Origin of the sequence: Vogesella mureinivorans (assembly GCF_007644035.1) — a bacterium.
Lineage (GTDB): Bacteria > Pseudomonadota > Gammaproteobacteria > Burkholderiales > Chromobacteriaceae > Vogesella > Vogesella mureinivorans.
On the sequence record NZ_VMTV02000512.1, the window covers coordinates 40,966 to 60,837 of the forward strand.

The window sequence follows — 19,872 nt, forward strand, 5'->3', positions numbered from 1 at the left end:
CGGCGCCGCCAAAAACAACGCCCCCGGCTGCAGGCAGCGCGGGGGCGGGGTGGGTGGCCAGGGTTGGCCGCAGCGTTAAGCTGTTTTTACGTGCGGGGCGATCAGCGGCAGCAGCTGGCCCAGTACTTTCGGTGCCGCAGCCACGATATCGCCGCTTTCGAACCAGCCGTCTTCGCCGTGCATATTGGTCACGATACCGCCAGCTTCCTGCACGATCAGGCTACCTGCCGCGATGTCCCAAGGCTTCAGGTTGAATTCGAAGAAACCATCCACGCGGCCGCAGGCTACGTTGCACAGATCCAGTGCGGCAGAGCCTTCGCGGCGTGCACCGGCGGTTTTGCCGATCACGTCTTTCAGGATGGCCAGATGGGTGTCCAGCATGCTCTGGTCTACTACCGGGAAACCGGTGGCAATCAGGCATTCGTTCATGTTGATGCGTTTGGAAACGCGGATACGGCGGTCGTTCAGGAACGAGCCCACGCCACGGCTGGCGGTGAACATGTCGTTACGGTTCGGGTCGTAAACCACCGCCTGCTGGATCTGGCCGCGGTGTGCCAGCGCGATGGAAATGCAGTATTGCGGGTGGCCGTGAATGAAGTTGGTGGTGCCATCGATCGGGTCGATGATCCACTCGTACTCGGAAGTGCCCAGACCGCGGCCGCCGGACTCTTCTGCTAGAATCGCATGCTTCGGATACGCATCCAGAATGACATCAATGATGGCTTGTTCGGCAGCTTGATCAACTTCGGACACGAAGTCGTTGTGTTTTTTCTTTTCAACACGCACGGTATCCAGGTTCAGCGATGCACGCTGGATAACGTTGGCTGCACGGCGAGCGGCTTTTACCGCGACATTGAGCATTGGATGCATTGACGGCCTCTAAAATCATACAAAACAAGCGCAGCCCCTTCGTGGGGTGCGCGCTTGTCGTAAACTGTCTGGGTTAAGGAACGATAAACACCGCTTTTGCAGCGGTGTTTTTGAATAGCCCGCGATTCTACTCAAAATTACCCGATGAATAAACCCCAAGTACCTGATTTTTTAAAGAACATTCGCGTCGTACTGGCGCGCCCCAGCCACCCGGGCAATATCGGCTCGGCAGCGCGGGCCATGAAAACCATGGGCCTGACGCGCTTGTATCTGGTTGAGCCGAAAGTGTTTCCCAGCGAAGAGGCCAACGTACTGGCCTCGGGCGCGGTAGACGTTCTGGCGCACGCCACCGTAGTCAGCAGCCTGACCGAGGCGCTGTCGGACGTGACCGTGGCCTGCGCGCTGACCAGCCGCCGCCGCGAGCTCACCACCCCGCTATCCACCCCGCGCGAAACCGCGCCCGAGCTGATAGCCCGTGCGCGCGAGGGCGAGCAGGTAGCGCTGGTGTTCGGCAACGAAACCTTCGGCCTGTCGATAGAAGAAGTGGAAATGTGCAACCGCCTGGTGACCGTGCCGGGCAACCCGGACTACTTCTCGCTGAACCTGGCCATGGCGGTGCAGGTGATGACCTACGAGCTGTTCAGCCACACCGGCGTGGATGTGAACTACCTGAAAGCCGAAGGCGAGGCCGCCAGCATGGCCGAGGTAGAAAGCATGTGCGGCCACCTGGACAACACGCTGGAAACCATCGGCTACTACGAGCGCCGCAACAGCGAGCGCCTGATGCGCCGCATGCGTGCATTGTTCAACCGCGCTGGCGTACTGCGCGAAGAAATCGACATCCTGCGCGGTTTCTTCAAGCAGGTGCAGCGCGTCGCCGACGGCAGCCTGCCGCCGCGCGACAAGCAGGGCGAGTAAGCCATGCTGCCCGGCCTGGCGCAGTGCGCGCAGCTGCGCAGCCAGCCGGTGCGTGACCTTGCCTACCTGCTGACGGCGCCGCCACCCTGGCATAGCGGTGTGGAAATCAGCTGCCAGCGCCTGCTGGGGCCGCAAGGTTGGCCGCAGCTGCTGGCGCTGGACGCCGACCCCGGCCCGCTGCTGGCGTGGCTGGCAGCACGCCCTACGCGCCGCCTGGGGCTATACGCCGAAGCCCTGCTGGCGTACTGGTTCAGCCACGCGCCGCATATCGCGCTGGTGGCGGCCAACCTGCCGGTACGCGATGCCACCCACACGGTGGGCGAGTTTGATTTTTTGCTGCGTATAGACGGCGAGCCGTATCACCTGGAAGCCGCCAGCAAGTTCTACCTGCAGCTGGATAGCGCCCCGCATGCGCTGGTCGGCCCCGGCCTGCGCGACGCCTGGTGGCTAAAATACCGCAAGCTGGCCAGCCAGCTAGCCTTGGCACAGCACCCCGCCGCCGCGCTACCCGCCGGTTTCGAGCAGGCAAGCGCCTGCAGCCGCCTGACTGGCTGGCTGTTTTTCCCTGCCGGTGCAGCCGACACCCACCCTGCCATCCATACCGCAGCCTGCCGCGGCTGGTGGTGCCGCCTGCAGGATAGTTGGCCGCAGCAGCACCCGCACAGCCGCTGGCTGGCCTTGCCGCGCTTGCAATGGCTCGGCCCGGCGCAAGCTGAGGAAGCGGCCACGCAGAGCCTGGCTGCCATGCGCGCGCAGCTGGCGCAGGCCGATGGTCCCTGGCTACTGGCCGAGCTGCTGCCGGATGCGCAAGGGGTATGGCAGGAGGTGGCGCGTGGTTTTGTGGTGCCTGACAGCTGGCCAGATCCCGATTTACTGGCCACCTTGCTACCCAGGTTGGCCGCATGAAGACGCTACTGGTGCTGTGGAGCAGCCAGACCGGCCATACCTTGCAGCTGGCCCAGGCGGCAGCCGCCGCTGCGGTGGAAGACGGCAGTGTGGCGGTACGCATCCTGCCCGCCCTGCAGGCGGGTATTGACGAGCTACTGGCCTGCGATGCCCTGCTGCTGGCCACGCCAGAAAACTTTGGCTATATGGCCGGTGCGCTAAAAGATTTTTTCGACCGTACCTACTACCCGGCGCAGGGCAAAGTAGCCGGCTTGCCATACGCGGTGCTGATTAGCGCCGGCAATGATGGCCTGGGGGCGCAGCACGCCATCGAGCGCATCGCACGCGGCTACGGCTGGCGGCAGGCCTACCCGCCGCTGCTGGTGCGGGGTGTGCCGCAGCCGGCAGACCTTGCTGCCGCTGCCGAGCTGGGCGCCACCCTGGCGGCGGCGCTGTCCATCGGCATGCTGTAGGCCATTAAACAAAACGCCCCGTGAGGGGCGTTTGGCATCCGTAGCGGGCGATCAGTGCTGCGCTTGCGAGCAGCCGGCCACCAGCTCTTTCAGCGCTTCCGGCTTCACCAGCTGAATGTGCTTGTGGTCTACCACCAGCCAGCCTTGCTGCTGGAATTTCGACAGGGTACGGCTGACGGTTTCCAGCTTTAGCCCCAGGAAGCTGCCGATTTCTTCGCGGCTCATGCGCAGGATGAAATCGTTGGCCGCAAAGCCGCGAGCTGATAGGCGCTGTGACAAATTCAGCAAAAAAGCCGCCAGGCGTTCTTCGGCCTTCATGTTGCCTAGCAGCAACATCACCGACTGGTCGCGCACGATCTCGCGGCTCATCAGGCGGAAAAAGTGGTGCTGTAGGCTGGGAATGTCGCGGCCTAGTGTTTCCATGCGGTTGAACGGCAGCTCGCAGACCTCGCTGTCTTCCAGCGCAATGGCGTCGCAGCCGTGCAGGTTGGACGAAATGCCGTCCAGACCCATCAGCTCGCCCGACATGTGAAAGCCGGTAACCTGTTCGCGGCCGTCCTGGCTGGACACGCAGGTTTTGAAGTAGCCGGTACGCACCGCATACAGCGAGCGGAAGCCCTCGCCAGAGCGGAACAGGTATTCGCCACGTTTCAGGCGTCGGCTTTGACGGATCACGGCGTCCAGTTGCGCCATTTCATCGCGGTTCAAGCCTACCGGGAGGCACAGTTCTCGCAGGCTGCAGTTGGAACACGACACTTTGAGTGCGTGCATTGGGTGTGTGTGGTCAGTCATATAGTGTGTTTTCGCCAAGCAAGCGGGCTTGCTTGATACGCGTCAAAGCAAGAAAAGTGGTAATTGCGCAAATTTACCAGCCCACCACCGGTTTTCCAACCAGATTCAATATGACACCCACCATAAATTTCACGCCGACACAGTGTATTTTCGATAGAGAACTTATCGAAAGGCTGGAAGGTTCCGGGCCGCGTTACACGTCCTACCCCACGGCAGACCGCTTTCACAACGGTTTCGGGGTGAGTGATTACGAGCAATGGCTGGCCCACCGCGCGATTGGCGCCAACCATCGGCCGATCTCGCTGTACGTGCATGTGCCGTTCTGCAACACCATTTGCTACTACTGCGGCTGTAACAAAATCATTACCAAAGACAAAAGCCGCGCCGATGCCTATCTGGATTACCTGGAAAAAGAAATCCGCCTGGTGGCGGAAAAACTGGGCAGCCGTGAGAAGGTGATCCAGCTGCATTTTGGCGGCGGTACGCCTACCTTTTTGTCGGACGAGCAGCTGGACCGCGTGATGGGCATCATCAGCCAGCATTTCGAGCTGTTGCCGGAGGGCGAGTTCTCTATCGAGATCGACCCGCGCAAGGTTGGCCGCGACACGGTGCTGCACCTGGCGCGGCTGGGTTTCAACCGCATGAGCATTGGTATCCAGGATTTCGACCCGGTGGTGCAGGAGGCGGTGAACCGCATCCAGAGCGAGGAAGAGACCCGTGTGGTGATGGATGCAGCGCGCGAAGCCGGTTTCAAGTCCATCAGTGTGGACTTGATTTACGGCCTGCCCAAGCAAACGGCGCATTCGCTGGAAAACACGGTAAGCCGCGTGATTGCCATGTCGCCAGACCGCATTGCGCTGTACAACTACGCGCACTTGCCTACCGTGTTCATGCCACAGCGCCGTATCAACGAGGCGGATTTGCCCACATCGGCTACCAAGCTGGATATCCTGCAAAACTCTGTGCGCCAGCTGGCAGACGCAGGCTATGTGTTTATCGGCATGGACCACTTTGCCAAGCCGGACGACGAGCTGACGCGTGCCTTGCAGCAGGGCCGCCTGCAGCGCAATTTCCAGGGCTACTCTACGCATGCCGACTGCGACATGATCGGCCTGGGCGTGTCGTCCATCGGCAAGGTAGGGCCGTGCTACACGCAGAACGAGAAGGAGCTGGACGCCTACTACGCCGCGCTGGATGCAGGCCACCTGCCGGTGCTACGCGGCATGACGCTGACGCAGGATGATATTTTGCGCCGTAGCGTGATCCAGGCGCTGATGTGCCGCTTCTCGCTGTCGGTAGAGGCGATCGAGCAGACCTTTGCCATTAATTTTGCCGACTATTTTGCCGTAGAGCTGCCGCAGATTCGTGCCTTCCAGAGCGAGGGCCTACTGACCTTTGATGGTGATTTTCTGATGGTGGCACCCAAGGGGCGCTTCCTGATTCGCAACATCGCCATGATTTTCGACCGCCACCTGCGCGAGCGCGAAACCAAGGCGCGTTATTCGCAGACGATCTGACGCAGCGTTGCACAAGATAAAAGCCGGCAGCCCCTTGGCAGGGCTACCGGCTTTTTTGCGCAGGCAGTAAAAAGCCCGCCTGGCTGGGCGGGCTGGTGTGGCAAAGACGCTGCTTATTTCAGCTCGTTCACCATCTGTTGCAGCAGGGCTTCCAGGCCTTTGTCCGTGACTACGGCATTATCGGCGGTGCGCAGCTCTACACGTACTTGCTTGTCACCCTGGCGGGTCAGCTGTACACGCAGGTTTGGCACGCTGGCGTTATCACCCGGTTTGCTGTCTTTCCAGAAAGCCAGTTTGGAGAACAGGCCGCCACTGCTTTGTGCGTTGGCTTTTTGCACGTCATCGTTGCCTGGCTTCACGAAGTAGGCACCCAGTGTGCGGTCACGGTCGGTAATGGCCAGGCCGTTATGCTCCAGTACCAGGCCGACACGGCGCCATGCGCGGTCGTAGCTGTCATCCAGCTCGATACCGCCTTTTACCAGGCGTGCACGGGCGGTGCTGGCGGTTTGCTCCTGGCGAACGGTCTTCGCTGCCGTGGCTTCATCCATGCCCAGGCGTACCAGGAAGCGGCTCAGGAACACCGCTTCGATTTCCGGGTCGGTAGGGCGAGGCTGCCAACGGGTGTCTTCTTTGGCTTCGTTGATGTAGATCTCGTACATGCCGCGGTGGCTAAAGAACACATCTGTGCCGTTGGCCGTTTTTTCGATGCGGATGCGGAACTTGTCGCGCTCCGGCGTAGAGAACACGCTACCCAGACCCACGGTTTCCAGCAGGCCGCGTACGGTGCTGGCACCCAGTTTGGCGCGGTTTTCTGCCCAGTCGGTTTCCATGTAGCCGATGTCGGCTTCTTCGTTCTGGATGACAAAACCGTTATCCAGCCAGAACGCTTTCAGCAGCGGCCACACTTCTGCCGGGCTTTTGCCCGGAATGCTGACCCAGCGCTGGGTACCCGCGCGTTCTACTGCTGCGCTGGCCGGTTCGGCTTGCGCTGCCGGGGTAGCTGCAGTAGGCGCAGCGGTGGCTTGGCTTGCACTGCCGGTGTTGACCTGTGGAATAGGGTAGCGGTCTTGCTGTACTGGTGCGCTGAGATCAGGCGGCACTTCCAGCGAAGACTTCGGTTTCGGGCTGTCCGACTTGAACTCGTATTTCAGGTCGGGGTTGCTGCTGGCGCAGGCGCTCAGCAAGCCTGCACACAGCAGGCCGGAGATCAGGGTCTTGTTCATTGCGTGCTTCATGGTTTACAGGGTGTTGGCCTGTTTCATGGCGGCTTCGATGATGGCGACCGAACCCTGGCTTAGCGGGGTCAGTGGCAGGCGCAGGCCGGCGGGCATCAGGCCCATGCGGTGCAGTGCCCATTTGGCCGGAATCGGGTTTGGCTCGCAGAACAGCTGCTTGTGCAGGCCCTGCAGCTGGTCGTTGATGGCGCGGGCGGCTGTGGTATCACCACCGCGGGCGGCCTTGCACAGCTGGCTCATCAGGGCCGGAGCGACGTTGGCCGTCACCGAGATGACACCGTGACCACCGCACAGCATGAAGGCCATGCCGGTAGCGTCGTCGCCGGAGTACAGGGCAAAGTCGGCAGGGGCGCGCAGCACCAGGTCGCAGGCGCGGCCGATATCACCGGTAGCGTCTTTCAGGCCTACGATATTGTCGATCTGGGCCAGACGCAGCGCGGTATCGTTGCTCATGTCGGCCACGGTACGGCCGGGCACGTTGTACATGATCAGCGGGATGTCCACTGCCTCGGCAATGGTACGGTAGTGCTGATAGATACCTTCTTGCGTGGGCTTGTTGTAGTACGGCACTACGGACAGGCTGTGGCTGGCGCCGGCCTGTTTGGCCAGCTGGGCCAGTTCGATGGCTTCGGCGGTAGAGTTGGCGCCGGTGCCGGCCACCACGGTAACGCGGCCGGCAGCGTGCCGTGCCACGGCTTCTACGACCTTGATGTGTTCTTCCACGCCCAGAGTGGCGGATTCGCCGGTGGTGCCTACGGCAACAATGCCGTCGGTACCGTTATCGATGTGGAAGTCAACGAGACGTTTGAGCGATTCGAAATCGACCTGGCCGTCCTCGAACATCGGGGTGACCAGAGCAACAAGGCTGCCGGTAAGCATAGCTTCTGCCTATATGAAATGGATTAAGTAAGGTGTTTGATTGTAGCGGAATTCCGCTATTGCGGCGCGTGCAATCCACGTTGGCCGCAACACGCTGATTGCAAGGGTTTTTGTGCTAAAATACACGGTTTTCCGGTACACATTCAGAGACTGGCAGAGGAATTATCCGCGTGATTACGACAAGCAACATTACCATGCAGTTCGGCGCCAAGCCGCTTTTCGACAAAGTTTCGGTCAAGTTTGGCGAGGGTAACCGCTATGGCCTGATCGGTGCCAACGGCTCCGGTAAATCGACCTTCATGAAAATTCTGGGTGGTGACCTGGAGCAGACCAGTGGCGAAGTGGCCATCGAAAACGGTCTGCGTCTGGGTAAGCTGCGCCAGGACCAGTTTGCTTACGAAGATCAGCGTGTAATCGATGTTGTGCTGCAAGGCCATACCGAAATGTGGGCCGCCATGAGCGAGCGTGATGCCATTTACGCCAACCTGGAAGCCACCGAAGACGACTACATGCACGCGGCCGAACTGGAAGCCAAGTTTGCCGAATACGACGGCTACACCGCCGAAGCCCGCGCTGGCGAGCTGCTGATGGGCGTGGGCATTCCGGTAGAGCAGCACTTTGGCCCGATGAGCGAAGTGGCACCAGGCTGGAAGCTGCGCGTGCTGCTGGCGCAGGCACTGTTCTCCAACCCGGACATCCTGCTGCTGGACGAACCAACCAACAACCTGGACATCAACACCATTCGCTGGCTGGAGCACGTGCTGAACGAGCGCAACGCCACCATGATCATCATTTCGCACGACCGACACTTCCTGAACTCGGTCTGCACCCATATGGCCGATCTGGACTACAACACCATCCGCATCTACCCGGGTAACTACGACGACTACATGATCGCGTCCACCCAGGCCCGCGAGCGCCAGCTGGCGTCCAACAGCAAAGCCAAAGAGCGCATCCAGGAACTGCATGAGTTTGCGGCGCGTTTCTCGGCCAACAAGTCCAAAGCCCGTCAGGCCACCAGCCGCCTGAAGCAGGCGGACAAACTGAAGGCCGACATGGTGGAAGTGAAGCCATCCAGCCGCCAGAGCCCGTTCATCCGCTTTGAGATGGACGACAAATTCAAGCTGCACCGCCAGGCAGTAGAAGTCGATAGCCTGAACAAAGCCTACGACAAGAAGGTGCTGCTGAAAGACCTGAGCTTTATCCTGGAAGCCGGTGCTCGCCTGGCTATCATCGGCCCGAACGGTGCCGGTAAATCTACACTGGTGAAGCTGCTGGTGGGGGCTTTCGAGGCGCCATTGGCCGAAGGCATTACTGCGGATTACGGCCAGATCAAGTGGGCCGAAAAAGCGCAGGTGGGTTACTTTGCCCAGGACCACGAAGCCGAATTCGCCAGCGACAGCACGCTCACCGACTGGATGCGCGAGTGGGGCCAGGAAGGTGACGACGAGCAGATCATCCGTGGCACGCTGGGCCGCCTGCTGTTTGGCAGCAACGACGTGGACAAGCCGGTGCGTGTGCTGTCCGGTGGTGAAAAAGGCCGCATGCTGTACGGCAAGCTGATCCTGCAAAAGCCGAACGTGATGATCATGGATGAACCGACCAACCATATGGATATGGAGTCGATCGAAGCCCTGAACATGGCGCTGGAAAAATACAAAGGCACCCTGATCTTTGTATCGCACGACCGTCAGTTTGTGAGCTCGCTGGCCGACCACATTCTGGAGCTGGATGGCAACGGTGGTTTCGACTACTACACCGGCAACTACGAAGACTACCTGGCCAGCAAAGGTCTGGAATAAACCGGCCCTGCAGGGGGTAAGCATCAAGGCAGCTACGGCTGCCTTTTTTCATGCGGTACGGGTTTGGGTGCGGGCTGGCCCGGCGGGCTTCTATGGTGTGGTTTTCATGGCCACAGCGCGCAAATGCCTGTTTTTCTGCATATTTTTTTTGCACTGCGATAATCCCGCCACAGCCTTGCCAGCCTTGATGCCAGCCGATAGAGCGTTTGCTTTACCGCTAGCGAGCGCTTGCGTTATATTGCAGCGCAAGATGGTTGTGCGCTGCAAAATGCGACAGTGGCAACCGGCATAACAAGACAAGACAGACAATAAAAACAGGGACTCGGCCTTGAGGGTCGGTGGTGGAGCAATATCCGGTCGACAATCGGGTCGCCTGCAACTGAATGCAAAGGAAGAATTATGCGCTTGAAAGGGAAAGTCTCCATTATTACTGGTGGTGCTAGCGGTATTGGTAAAGCTACTGCCGAAAAATTCATCAAAGAAGGCGCGATCGTTGCGGTATGTGACATCAACCTGGATGCCGTTAATGCCGTAGTGGAAGAGCTGAAGGCAGCCGGTGGCGAAGCGGTAGGTTACAAAGTGGACGTGACCGACAGAGCCCAGATCGCCGACATGGTTGGCGCGCTGAAGACCCAGTTTGGCCGTATTGACGTGCTGGTGAACAACGCCGGTATCGTGATGGATGCCCAGCTGATCAAAATGACCGAAGACCAGTTCGACAAGGTCATCGACATCAACCTGAAGGGTGTTTACAACTGCACCAAGGCCGTGGTGGATACCATGATCGAACAGGGTGCCGGTGTGATCCTGAACGCCTCGTCCGTGGTGGGTGTGTATGGCAACTTCGGCCAGACCAACTACGCTGCTTCCAAGTTTGGCGTGATCGGTTTCGTGAAAACCTGGGCCAAAGAGCTGGGCAAAAAAGGCATTCGTGCCAACGCCGTCTGCCCTGGCTTTGTGGCAACGCCTATCCTGAAATCCATGCCGGAAAAAGTGATCCAGGCCATGGAAGACAAGGTGCCGATGAAGCGCATGGCGCAGCCGGAAGAAATCGCCAACGTGTACGCCTGGCTCGCTTCCGACGAAGCCAGCTACATCAACGGTGCTGCCATCGAAGTGACCGGTGGTCTGACACTGTAAGGTTGGCCGCAAGCGCCCATGAAAAAACCCGCCAATTGGCGGGTTTTTTCATGGGCGCTTGCCCGTTGCAGGCTAGCAGCAGGCGAGGGTGGCTTATTCTTCGTCGTCACCGTGATGGAGCGCGCTGTCTACTTCTTTGCGGTGAAGGTGTGGCGCAAACAGCTCGACGAAGGTGTAGGCATAGCCGCGCAGGTAGGCGTCTTTGCGGATGCCGATCTTGGTCGTAGACGGCTCGAACAGATGGCTGGCGTCCAGTGCCTGCAGGCCGCTATCCCGCTCGGGCTCGAACGCCATGCTGGCGATAATGCCCACGCCCAGGCCCAGCTTGACGTAGGTTTTGATCACGTCGGTATCGATGGCGGTCAGCACCACGTTCGGGGTTTTGCCGGCATCGGTAAACGCCTGGTTGATGCGCGAGCGCCCGGCAAAGGCAAAGTCATAGGTAATGATGGGGAAGCTGGCGATGTCATCCAGCGTCAGCGGCCGGCCCAGGGCCAGCAGCGGGTGGCCATCCGGCGCCACAATGCTGCGGTTCCATTCGTAGCAGGGCAGCATGGCCAGCTCTTTGTAGAGCGAAATGCCCTCGGTCGCAATGGCCAGGTCTGCTTCGCCCGATACCACCATGTCGCAAATCTGGGTCGGGCTGCCTTGCTTGATCGACAAGCGCACCTTGGGGTAGCGGCGCACAAATTCGGCAATCACGCCAGGCAGGGCATAGCGGGCCTGGGTGTGGGTGGTGGCGATGGTTAGTGCGCCTTCCGCCTCTTTGGAGAACTCGTCGCCGACGCGTTTGAGGTTTTGCGCCTCGCGCAGAATGCGCTCGGAAATGCGCAGGACCTCTTTGCCCGGCTCGGATACCGCCACGACACGCTTGCCGTTACGGATAAAGACCTGAATGCCCAGCTCGTCTTCCAGCAGGCGAATCTGTTTGGAAATACCCGGCTGCGAGGTATGCAGCTTTTCTGCCGCCTCGGAAACGTTCAGCCCCTGTTTGGCCACTTCCACCAGATAGCGCAATTGCTGGAGTTTCATGTCTTGGTCTCTTAAAACTGAAAGTAATTAAATACTAACACAATATTCTTTTCCGATTTAAAGCCTTTAGCTACCATGGCATCCTCTGTCCGTATGCCCTGGAGGCACCCGATGAGCCTTGCCGACAAGCTAGCCCAGACCGAAGCCCTGCTGCAGGAAATCGCCCGCACGCATGGCAAGGTGGCCCTGGCCAACAGTTTTGGCGCCGAAGACATGGTGCTGACCCACCTGATCGCCAAGCTGGCGCTACCGATTACCATTTTCAGCCTGGATACCGGCCGCCTGCCGCTGGAAACCTACGACCTGATGCAGAAAGTGGGCGAGGCCTATCCGGCTTACCCCATCCGTGTGTACTACCCGGATGCCGCCGCGCTGGAAGCTTACGTCAACGAAAACGGTATCAATGCCTTCTACAACAGCGTAGAGCAGCGCAAATCCTGTTGCCACATCCGCAAGATTGCCCCGCTCAAGCGCGCGTTGTCTGGCCTGGACGCCTGGATTACCGGCCTGCGCCGCCAGCAGTCGCCCACCCGACAGGATCTGGGTGACCGCGAGCACGACGCAGACAACGGCCTGATGAAGTACAACCCGCTGATCGAGTGGACAGAAAAAGACATCTGGGCGTATATCCATGAACACGGCGTGCCGTATAACGCCCTGCACGACAAGCACGTACCGTCCATCGGCTGTGCCCCCTGTACGCGCCCCATCGCCATGGGCGAGGATATCCGCGCCGGCCGCTGGTGGTGGGAAAACCCCGAATCCAAAGAGTGCGGCTTGCACGTGAAAGCCAGCCCGCTGAAACGCCCCGACTAATACGGAGACGTTGGCCGCAGCATGCGGCCAACCTTGATCAAGAGAGCACGGCATGTACAAGTACGATGAAGTCGATTTCCGTCTGGTGCGCGAGCGGGTAGAGCAGTTCCGCAGCCAGACCCAGCGCTACCTGGCCGGCGAGCTATCGGAAGAAGAATTCCGCCCGCTGCGCCTGATGAACGGCCTGTATATCCAGCGCCACGCCCCCATGCTGCGTGTGGCCATCCCTTACGGCCACCTGTCCAGCCTGCAAATGCGCAAGCTGGCGCACATCGCCCGCACCTACGACCGCGACTACGCCCACTTCACCACGCGCCAGAACATCCAGTTCAACTGGCCAGAGCTGGCGCGCGTGCCGGATATCCTGGCCGAGCTGGCCGACGTGGAAATGCACGCCATCCAGACCTCGGGCAACTGCGTGCGCAATACCACCACCGACGCTTTTGCCGGCGTGGCCGCCGACGAGCTGATCGATGGCCGCGCCTACTGCGAGATCATTCGCCAGTGGAGCACGCTGCACCCCGAGTTTGCCTACCTGCCGCGCAAGTTCAAGATTGCCGTGTCTGGCAGTGCAGATGACCGCGCGGCCACCCAGGTGCACGACATCGGTCTGCACGTGGTGCGTAACGAGGCGGGCGAAGTCGGCTTCCGCGTGCTGGTAGGCGGTGGCCTGGGGCGTACCCCCATCGTGGGCAAGGTAGTGCGCGAGTTCCTGCCGCCGCAGCACCTGCTGACCTATCTGGACGCCGTGCTGCGCGTGTACAACCGCTACGGCCGCCGCGATAACAAGTACAAGGCCCGCATCAAGATTCTGGTGCAGGCCATGACGGTAGAAGCGTTTGCGGCCAAGGTGGAAGACGAATGGCTGAATCTGAAAGATGGCCCGTCCACCCTGACCGAGGCTGACGTGGCCTACTACGCCGGCTTCTTTACCGACCCGGCGTATGAAAGCCTGGCGGCCAACCCTGCCGCGTTTACTGACAAGCTGGCTGAACCTGCCTTTGCCCGCTGGGTAGAGCGCAACACCCGCGCCCACAAGCGTGCCGGCTACCGCTCGGTGGTGTTGTCGCTGAAAAAAACCGGCGTGCCGCCGGGTGATATTAGCGCCGACCAGATGGACGCCGTGGCCGATATGGCCGACCGTTTTGGCTTTGGCGAGATCCGCTCCGCGCACGAGCAAAACCTGATCCTGCCGGACGTCCAAGAAAGCGATTTGTACGAAGTATGGCAGCTGGCACGTCAACATGGCTTTGCCACGCCGAACATCGGCCTGCTGACCGATATCATCTGCTGCCCCGGCGGCGATTTCTGCGACCTGGCCAACGCCCGCTCCATCCCGGTGGCCGAAGCGATCCAGCGCAAGTTTGACGACCTGGATTACCTGTTTGATCTGGGCGACATCGACTGCAACTTCTCCGGCTGTATGAACGCCTGTGGCCACCATCATATTGGCAACATCGGCATTCTGGGTGTGGATAAGAATGGCCAGGAGTGGTACCAGATTACCCTTGGCGGCAGCCAGGGCAACTACACCGCCATTGGCAAGGTCATCGGGCCATCGTTTGCCCAGGCAGATGTGCCTGCTGCATTCGAAAAAATCATGACCCTGTTCGTGGAGCAGCGCCAGGAAGGCGAACGCTTTATCGAAACTGTACGCCGTATTGGCCTGGACCCGTTCAAGGAGCGCGTTTATGCAAAATCTCATTAAAAATGGCGCGCTGGCGAGTGATGACAGCTGGCGCCTGATTCGCAGCGTGGATGATGCTTTTTCGATAGAGGAAGATGTTATCTTGCCGCTGGAAGTCTATCTTGAACGCAAAGATGGCCAGCACACCGGCAAGCTGGCGGTATGGCTGGCTCCCGAGCAAGATGCTGCTGTCTTGCAGGTGCATCTGGCTGATCTGCCGCTGATTGCCATTGATTTCCCGGCATTTACCGATGGGCGTGGGTACAGCCATGCGCGCTTGTTGCGTGAGCGCTACGGGTACCAAGGTGAGTTGCGTGCCATTGGCGATGTGCTGCGAGACCAGCTGTCCTATATGGCGCAGGTGGGGTTTGATGCTTTCGTGATTCGTGCCGACCGCGATGCAGCCAGTGCCTTGGCTGGCCTGGCTGATTTTAGCGAGCAGTATCAAGCAACGGTTTTGCAACCGGTACCACTGTTGAGACGTCGTGTGTCGTTAATTGTTGCTTGATTGCAACTCGGCTAGATTTGTTTCGATAAGATTCACCTGAAAGGTGTTGTGTTTTTGTGTGAACTTTAGGTACTTGGCGTTGACATAGGCTAAGCTGCTTACCTATAGTCACAGAAAATGTCTTAACCGAATTATGCCGTTTTTTCGACATTCGTTCTGTGGTGCCACGTTTAAGCAGGTTGTCACGGTCTGTTTAAACAATGGCGGAACGCGTTTCAACAAAGAGGAAGTAAAATGAAAAAATCGATCAAGCTGAGCGCTCTGCTGGCTACCCTGCTGCTGACCAGCACTGCTTTTGCCGCTAACCAGGGCTACGCCCAAGCCGACGGCTCCCCAGTGGTGAAAAACGCTTATGGCGAATGCTGGAAACTGCCAACCACTTACGACAAGGCTCGTGATGGTCTGGTAGAGTGTGGCGATCGTGAAGCAGCCAAGCCGGCTCCGGCTCCTGCTCCAAAACCAGCTCCGGCCCCAGTTGTCGTAGCACCTAAGCCACAGACTGTGATCAAAACCGTTAGCCTGTCCGCTGAAGGCCTGTTTGGCTTTAACAGCGCACAGATCATTGCTGGCAATCAGCAACTGGAAGCACTGGTTTCCAGCCTGAAAGCTGACAAGATGCTGAAAACCGTTGCCGTTGAAGGCCACACCGACTACCTGGGTTCCGATAAATACAACCAGGCCCTGTCCGAAAAACGTGCCAATGCCGTTAAGGACTACTTCGTTGCTGCTGGCGTACCGGCAGACAAGGTAACTGCAGTAGGCAAAGGCGAAACCGAAGCCAAACTGACTGCAGAATGCACTGCCAAGAAATTCAAGAAGCGTGCTGACCTGATCGCTTGCCTGGCTGGTGACCGTCGCTTTGACGTGACCGTAGAAACCGCCAAGGAAGTTCAGCAGTAATCTGCTGATCTTGCTGCAAAAGCCCCGGCTAGCCCGGGGCTTTTTTGTTTTTCGCTATGGCTGGCAATGTTGGGGTTGGCTGGTTAAAATCAGACGTTTTGATCCGTTATCGAGCCGCCCATGCGTGCGTTTCTGGGGAACCCCCGCCGTTTTGCGTTACCCCCTTGTGCCCTGACTATCGGCAACTTTGACGGTGTCCACCTGGGGCACCAGCGTATGCTGGCCCGTTTGCGAGAAGAAGCTGCGGCGCGCGGCTTGCCTTCTGCATTGCTGACATTCGAGCCGCACCCGCGCGAATTTTTTGCGCGCCAGCAGCCGCCGGCCCGTTTGGCCGTACTGCGCGACAAGCTCCAGTTTCTGGCGCAGCAGGCGCAGCTTGATTATGTGTTTATCTACCGCTTTAACCATGCGTTCTCCCGCATGCCTGCAGGGCAGTTTATCCAGCAGGTGTTGCTGGACGAGTTGCAAACACGCTATTTGTTGATTGGCGACGATTTCCAGTTTGGCGCCGACCGCAAAGGGGATTTTGCCTTGCTGCAGCAGCACCCCGGCTTTGTCACCGAGGCGATGCCATCGGTGCTGGTCGCCGGTGAGCGTGCCTCCAGTACACTGGTGCGTGACAGGTTGGCCGCAGGCGACCTTGATAGCGCTGGCCGGCTATTGGGCCGCCCTTACCAGATCAGCGGCAAAGTCATGCATGGGCAAAAGCTGGGACGTACCATTGGCTTTCCTACGGCAAACGTACACTTGCCGCACCGCAGGCCTGCCCTGGAGGGCATTTTCGTGGTGCAAGTGGATACGCCGCATGGCCGTATCGGCGGGGTGGCGAGCCTGGGCAAGAACCCGACGGTCACCACCACCCAGAATTACAAGCTGGAAGTGCACTTGTTCGATTTTCATGGCGACCTCTATGGCCAGCGAATTTCGGTGCATTTCCTGAAAAAATTGCGCGATGAAGCGCGCTACGATGATTTTAACGAGCTGGTGGCACAAATCGAACGCGATGCCGCTAGCGCCAAAACCTATTTGACCAGTTTGCAACGAGATCAGGCATGAGCATCGACTACCGTAAAACCGTCAACCTGCTGGATACACCGTTCCCTATGCGCGGTGATCTGGCCAAACGTGAACCCGCCTGGCTGAAGCGCTGGACCGAGCAGCAGCGTTACCAGAAGCTGCGCAAGCTGGCCGCAGGCCGCCCCAAGTTCATCCTGCACGATGGCCCGCCGTACGCTAACGGTGACATTCACATTGGCCACGCGGTCAACAAGATCCTGAAGGACATCATTGTCCGCTCCAAGACCCTGTCCGGTTTCGATGCGCCTTATGTGCCCGGCTGGGACTGCCATGGCCTGCCGATCGAGCTGATGGTAGAAAAACTGCACGGCAAGGATATCCCGGCCGCCAAGTTTCGTGAGCTGTGCCGCGAATACGCGCACGAGCAGATTGCTCGCCAGAAGAAAGACTTTATCCGTCTGGGCGTGCTGGGCGACTGGGACAACCCTTACCTGACGATGGACTTCAAGACCGAAGCCGACATCGTGCGTACGCTGGGCAAGACTTTTGAAAACGGCTACCTGATGAAGGGTGAAAAGCCGGTGCACTGGTGTATCGAGTGCGGCTCTGCCCTAGCCGAAGCCGAGGTGGAGTACGAAGACAAGACCTCGCCCGCCATCGACGTAGGCTTCCGCGTGGTGGATACCGACAAGCTGGCCGCGGCCTTTGCTGCGGCCAACGTGGACGGTGCCATGGCGGTCATCTGGACCACCACCCCCTGGACCCTGCCTGCCAACCAGGCGGTATCGGTTAGCGCCAAGCTGGTTTACCAGCTGGTAGAGTGCGCCAAAGGCAAGCTGATCCTGGCGAAAGACCTGGTGGAAGCCACCATGAAGCGCTACGGCGTGGAAAGCCACACCGTGCTGGGTGAAACCACCGGCGACCAGCTGGAGCTGCTGCGCCTGGCGCACCCGTTCTACGCCCGCGAAGTACCGGTGATCTGCGGCGACCACGTGACCACCGACGCCGGTACCGGCCTGGTGCACACCGCCCCGGCGCACGGTCTGGAAGACTTCCAGGTTGGCCAGGTGTACGGCATCCCGGTGGACAACCCGGTAGCCGACAACGGCCGCTACAAGTCCACCACCGAGCTGTTTGCCGGCCTGTCGGTATGGGAAGCCAACCCGAAAGTGATCGAAGTACTGCAAGAGCGCGGCGCGCTGGTGCATCAGGACAAGCTGTTCCACAGCTACCCGCACTGCTGGCGCCACAAAACCCCGATCATTTTCCGCGCTACCCCGCAGTGGTTCATCGGCATGGACAAGGCGGGTAACGATGGCCAGGTACTGCGTCAGCGTGCCAAACAGGCCGTGGACAGTACCGAGTTCTTCCCGGCCTGGGGCCGTGCCCGCCTGGAAGCCATGATCGGCAACCGCCCGGACTGGTGCGTATCGCGCCAGCGTAACTGGGGCGTGCCGATGACGTTCTTTATCCACAAGGAAAGCGGCGAGCTGCACCCGCGCTCGGCCGAGCTGCTGGAGCAGGTTGCCCTGCGCATCGAAAAGCAGGGTATCGAAGCCTGGTTCAGCCTGGACGCAGCCGAGCTGCTGGGTGACGATGCGGCCAACTACCGCAAGCTCACCGACACGCTGGACGTGTGGTTCGATTCCGGCTCCACCCACTTTGCCGTGCTCAAGCAGCGCGCCGAGCTGGCGTGGCCGGCCGACCTGTACCTGGAAGGCTCCGACCAGCACCGCGGCTGGTTCCAGTCCTCGCTGCTTACCGGCTGCGCCACCATTGGCCGCGCGCCGTACCAACAGCTGCTGACCCACGGTTTCGTGGTGGACGGCAAGGGCCTGAAGATGTCCAAGTCCAAGGGCAACGTGGTGGCACCGCAAAAGGTCAACGACAGCCTGGGCGCCGATATCCTGCGCTTGTGGGTGGCCTCGACCGACTACTCCGGCGAGCTGGCGATCTCGGACGAGATCCTCAAGCGCGTGACCGAAAGCTACCGCCGCCTGCGTAACACCCTGCGTTTCCTGCTGGCCAACCTGTCGGACTTCAACCCGATGGAACACGCCGTGCCGTACGAGCGCCTGAGCGAGATCGACCGCTACGCGCTGATGATGGCCAAGGAAATGCAGGAAAAAATCACCGGCGAGCTGTACCCGCGTTATGCCTTCCACCACTCGGTGCAAGACATCGTGAACTACTGCTCGGAAGACCTGGGTGCGTTCTATCTGGACATCCTGAAAGACCGCCTGTACACCACTGCTGCCGACAGCCACCCGCGCCGCAGCGCCCAGACCGCGCTGTACCACATCACGCGCAGCCTGCTGCTGCTGCTGTCGCCTATCCTGTGCTTCACCGCCGACGAGGCGTGGGAAGTGCTGCTGGGTAGCGACGAAGAAACCCCGCTGTTCCACGTATGGCACGAGTTCCCGAACCCGGCCGTGGGCGCCGAAGAAGCGCTGGTGGCCAAATGGCAAGCCATCCGCGCCTTCCGCGCGCAGGTGAACAAGCAAATCGAAGCGCTGCGCAGCGCCGACCAGCTGGGCTCTTCGCTGCAGGCAGAGCTCGTTGTTACCGCCGATGGCGAGCTGTACCAGCACCTGGCCAGCCTGGGCGACGAGCTGAAGTTCGTGCTGATGGTGTCTCAAGTCAGCGTGACCGAAGCCGCCGATACCACCATCAGCGTGACGCCATCCAGCCACGAGAAGTGCGACCGCTGCTGGCACTACCGCGCTGATGTGGGCACCCACGCCGGCCACGGCCACGTGTGCGGCCGCTGCGTAGACAATATCGATGGCAAGGGCGAGGCGCGTCTGCATGCTTGAGCAAGGTAAAACAGCCGGGGCCGCCCCGGCTGTGGATAAAGCCGCCAGCGTGGCCAAATGGTTTGTGCTGGCCGCGCTCATCATCGTGCTGGATCAGCTGACCAAGGTGTATTTCAACGGCAGCTACCAGTACGGCGAGCAGCGCGAGGTGATTCCGGCGCTATTGAACTTTACCCTGCTGTACAACCCCGGGGCCGCATTCAGCTTTCTGGCCGATGCCGGCGGCTGGCAGAAGTTCTTCTTCAGCGGCCTGGCCTTTGCGGTATCGGGCTGGCTGGGCTGGCAGATCGTACAGCGCCAGTTCAGCAGCCTGATGAACCTGGCTGCCGCCTTTATCATGGGCGGTGCATTGGGTAATGTGATCGACCGCCTGATTCACGGCCACGTCATTGATTTTATCCAGGTGCACTGGCAGCAAAGCTGGTACTACCCGGCGTTCAATATTGCCGATAGCTTTATCTGCGTGGGTGCCGTGCTGATGGTGCTGGATAGCTTCAAACAGCCCAAGACCTGAGCCAGGTTGGCCGCATGCGGCCAACCCTGGTTGACGGGCCGCCTCAGGCGGCCCCTTTCATGAAAAGGATT

At 59.8% G+C, this 19,872-nt stretch carries 18 protein-coding genes; 13 read left to right on the forward strand and 5 right to left on the reverse strand.

Features of this window, described 5'->3' with window-relative positions; translation table 11 throughout:
• Positions 1-75: 75 nt before the first annotated feature.
• On the reverse strand, positions 76-870 hold the full coding sequence (locus tag FLQ44_RS13865) for an inositol monophosphatase family protein (RefSeq protein ID WP_147694859.1): 795 nt from the start codon (positions 868-870) through the stop codon (positions 76-78).
• A gap of 144 nt (positions 871-1,014) precedes the next feature.
• Here FLQ44_RS13865 and FLQ44_RS13870 point away from each other — a divergent pair, with 144 nt between their 5' ends.
• From FLQ44_RS13870 to FLQ44_RS13880, 3 genes are read left to right on the forward strand one after another with little or no spacing between them, the layout of a single operon-like run.
• Positions 1,015-1,788, forward strand: coding sequence for an RNA methyltransferase (locus FLQ44_RS13870; protein WP_147694860.1), 774 nt, complete (start codon positions 1,015-1,017; stop codon positions 1,786-1,788).
• 3 nt (positions 1,789-1,791) lie between these two features.
• Positions 1,792-2,694, forward strand: coding sequence for a DUF1853 family protein (locus FLQ44_RS13875; protein ID WP_147694861.1), 903 nt, complete (start codon positions 1,792-1,794; stop codon positions 2,692-2,694).
• Complete coding sequence (locus FLQ44_RS13880; RefSeq protein ID WP_147694862.1) at positions 2,691-3,146, forward strand: flavodoxin family protein; 456 nt, start codon at positions 2,691-2,693, stop codon at positions 3,144-3,146. Before FLQ44_RS13875 ends, FLQ44_RS13880 begins: the two co-directional genes overlap by 4 nt.
• A gap of 51 nt (positions 3,147-3,197) precedes the next feature.
• On the opposite strand, the gene fnr is transcribed toward FLQ44_RS13880, so the two are convergent.
• Entirely contained in the window at positions 3,198-3,938 is a 741-nt protein-coding gene (fnr, locus tag FLQ44_RS13885; protein WP_147694863.1) for a fumarate/nitrate reduction transcriptional regulator Fnr, read from the reverse strand.
• A gap of 110 nt (positions 3,939-4,048) precedes the next feature.
• Between fnr and hemN the strand changes: the two genes are divergently transcribed.
• A complete protein-coding gene (hemN, locus tag FLQ44_RS13890) occupies positions 4,049-5,455 on the forward strand; it encodes an oxygen-independent coproporphyrinogen III oxidase (RefSeq protein ID WP_147694864.1) in 1,407 nt (468 codons plus the stop codon).
• A gap of 113 nt (positions 5,456-5,568) precedes the next feature.
• On the opposite strand, the gene bamC is transcribed toward hemN, so the two are convergent.
• Both bamC and dapA read right to left on the reverse strand, forming a co-directional pair.
• A complete protein-coding gene (gene bamC, locus FLQ44_RS13895) occupies positions 5,569-6,678 on the reverse strand; it encodes an NlpB/DapX family lipoprotein (RefSeq protein ID WP_147694865.1) in 1,110 nt (369 codons plus the stop codon).
• A 15-nt stretch (positions 6,679-6,693) separates the two neighbouring features.
• Positions 6,694-7,569, reverse strand: a complete 876-nt coding sequence (gene dapA, locus FLQ44_RS13900) for a 4-hydroxy-tetrahydrodipicolinate synthase (RefSeq protein WP_147694866.1) — start codon at positions 7,567-7,569, stop codon at positions 6,694-6,696.
• Between the two features lie 170 nt (positions 7,570-7,739).
• On the opposite strand from dapA, the gene FLQ44_RS13905 reads away from it, so the two are divergent.
• The gene (locus FLQ44_RS13905) at positions 7,740-9,371 is read left to right on the forward strand and encodes an ABC-F family ATPase (RefSeq protein ID WP_147694867.1); all 1,632 of its coding nucleotides are present in this window, start codon (positions 7,740-7,742) and stop codon (positions 9,369-9,371) included.
• A 399-nt stretch (positions 9,372-9,770) separates the two neighbouring features.
• Positions 9,771-10,511, forward strand: a complete 741-nt coding sequence (gene fabG, locus FLQ44_RS13910; RefSeq protein WP_017510080.1) for a 3-oxoacyl-ACP reductase FabG — start codon at positions 9,771-9,773, stop codon at positions 10,509-10,511.
• Positions 10,512-10,604: 93 nt separating this feature from the next.
• Here fabG and cysB read toward each other — a convergent pair whose 3' ends face one another.
• Positions 10,605-11,543, reverse strand: a complete 939-nt coding sequence (cysB, locus tag FLQ44_RS13915) for an HTH-type transcriptional regulator CysB (RefSeq protein WP_147694868.1) — start codon at positions 11,541-11,543, stop codon at positions 10,605-10,607.
• Positions 11,544-11,654: 111 nt separating this feature from the next.
• Between cysB and FLQ44_RS13920 the strand changes: the two genes are divergently transcribed.
• The 7 genes from FLQ44_RS13920 (at position 11,655) to lspA (ending at position 19,801) form a co-directional block, all read left to right on the forward strand.
• Complete coding sequence (locus tag FLQ44_RS13920; protein ID WP_147694869.1) at positions 11,655-12,359, forward strand: phosphoadenylyl-sulfate reductase; 705 nt, start codon at positions 11,655-11,657, stop codon at positions 12,357-12,359.
• A 52-nt stretch (positions 12,360-12,411) separates the two neighbouring features.
• Positions 12,412-14,067, forward strand: a complete 1,656-nt coding sequence (locus FLQ44_RS13925) for a nitrite/sulfite reductase (protein WP_147694870.1) — start codon at positions 12,412-12,414, stop codon at positions 14,065-14,067.
• Positions 14,051-14,554 (forward strand): DUF934 domain-containing protein, encoded by a 504-nt coding sequence (locus FLQ44_RS13930; RefSeq protein WP_147694871.1) that lies wholly within the window; start codon positions 14,051-14,053, stop codon positions 14,552-14,554. Before FLQ44_RS13925 ends, FLQ44_RS13930 begins: the two co-directional genes overlap by 17 nt.
• Before the next feature lie 234 nt (positions 14,555-14,788).
• Entirely contained in the window at positions 14,789-15,454 is a 666-nt protein-coding gene (locus FLQ44_RS13935; RefSeq protein ID WP_147694872.1) for an OmpA family protein, read from the forward strand.
• A 120-nt stretch (positions 15,455-15,574) separates the two neighbouring features.
• On the forward strand, positions 15,575-16,510 hold the full coding sequence (locus tag FLQ44_RS13940) for a bifunctional riboflavin kinase/FAD synthetase (RefSeq protein ID WP_147694873.1): 936 nt from the start codon (positions 15,575-15,577) through the stop codon (positions 16,508-16,510).
• A complete protein-coding gene (ileS, locus tag FLQ44_RS13945) occupies positions 16,507-19,287 on the forward strand; it encodes an isoleucine--tRNA ligase (RefSeq protein WP_147694874.1) in 2,781 nt (926 codons plus the stop codon). Before FLQ44_RS13940 ends, ileS begins: the two co-directional genes overlap by 4 nt.
• Complete coding sequence (lspA, locus tag FLQ44_RS13950) at positions 19,280-19,801, forward strand: signal peptidase II (protein ID WP_206208888.1); 522 nt, start codon at positions 19,280-19,282, stop codon at positions 19,799-19,801. Before ileS ends, lspA begins: the two co-directional genes overlap by 8 nt.
• The last annotated feature ends 71 nt before the right edge of the window (positions 19,802-19,872 follow it).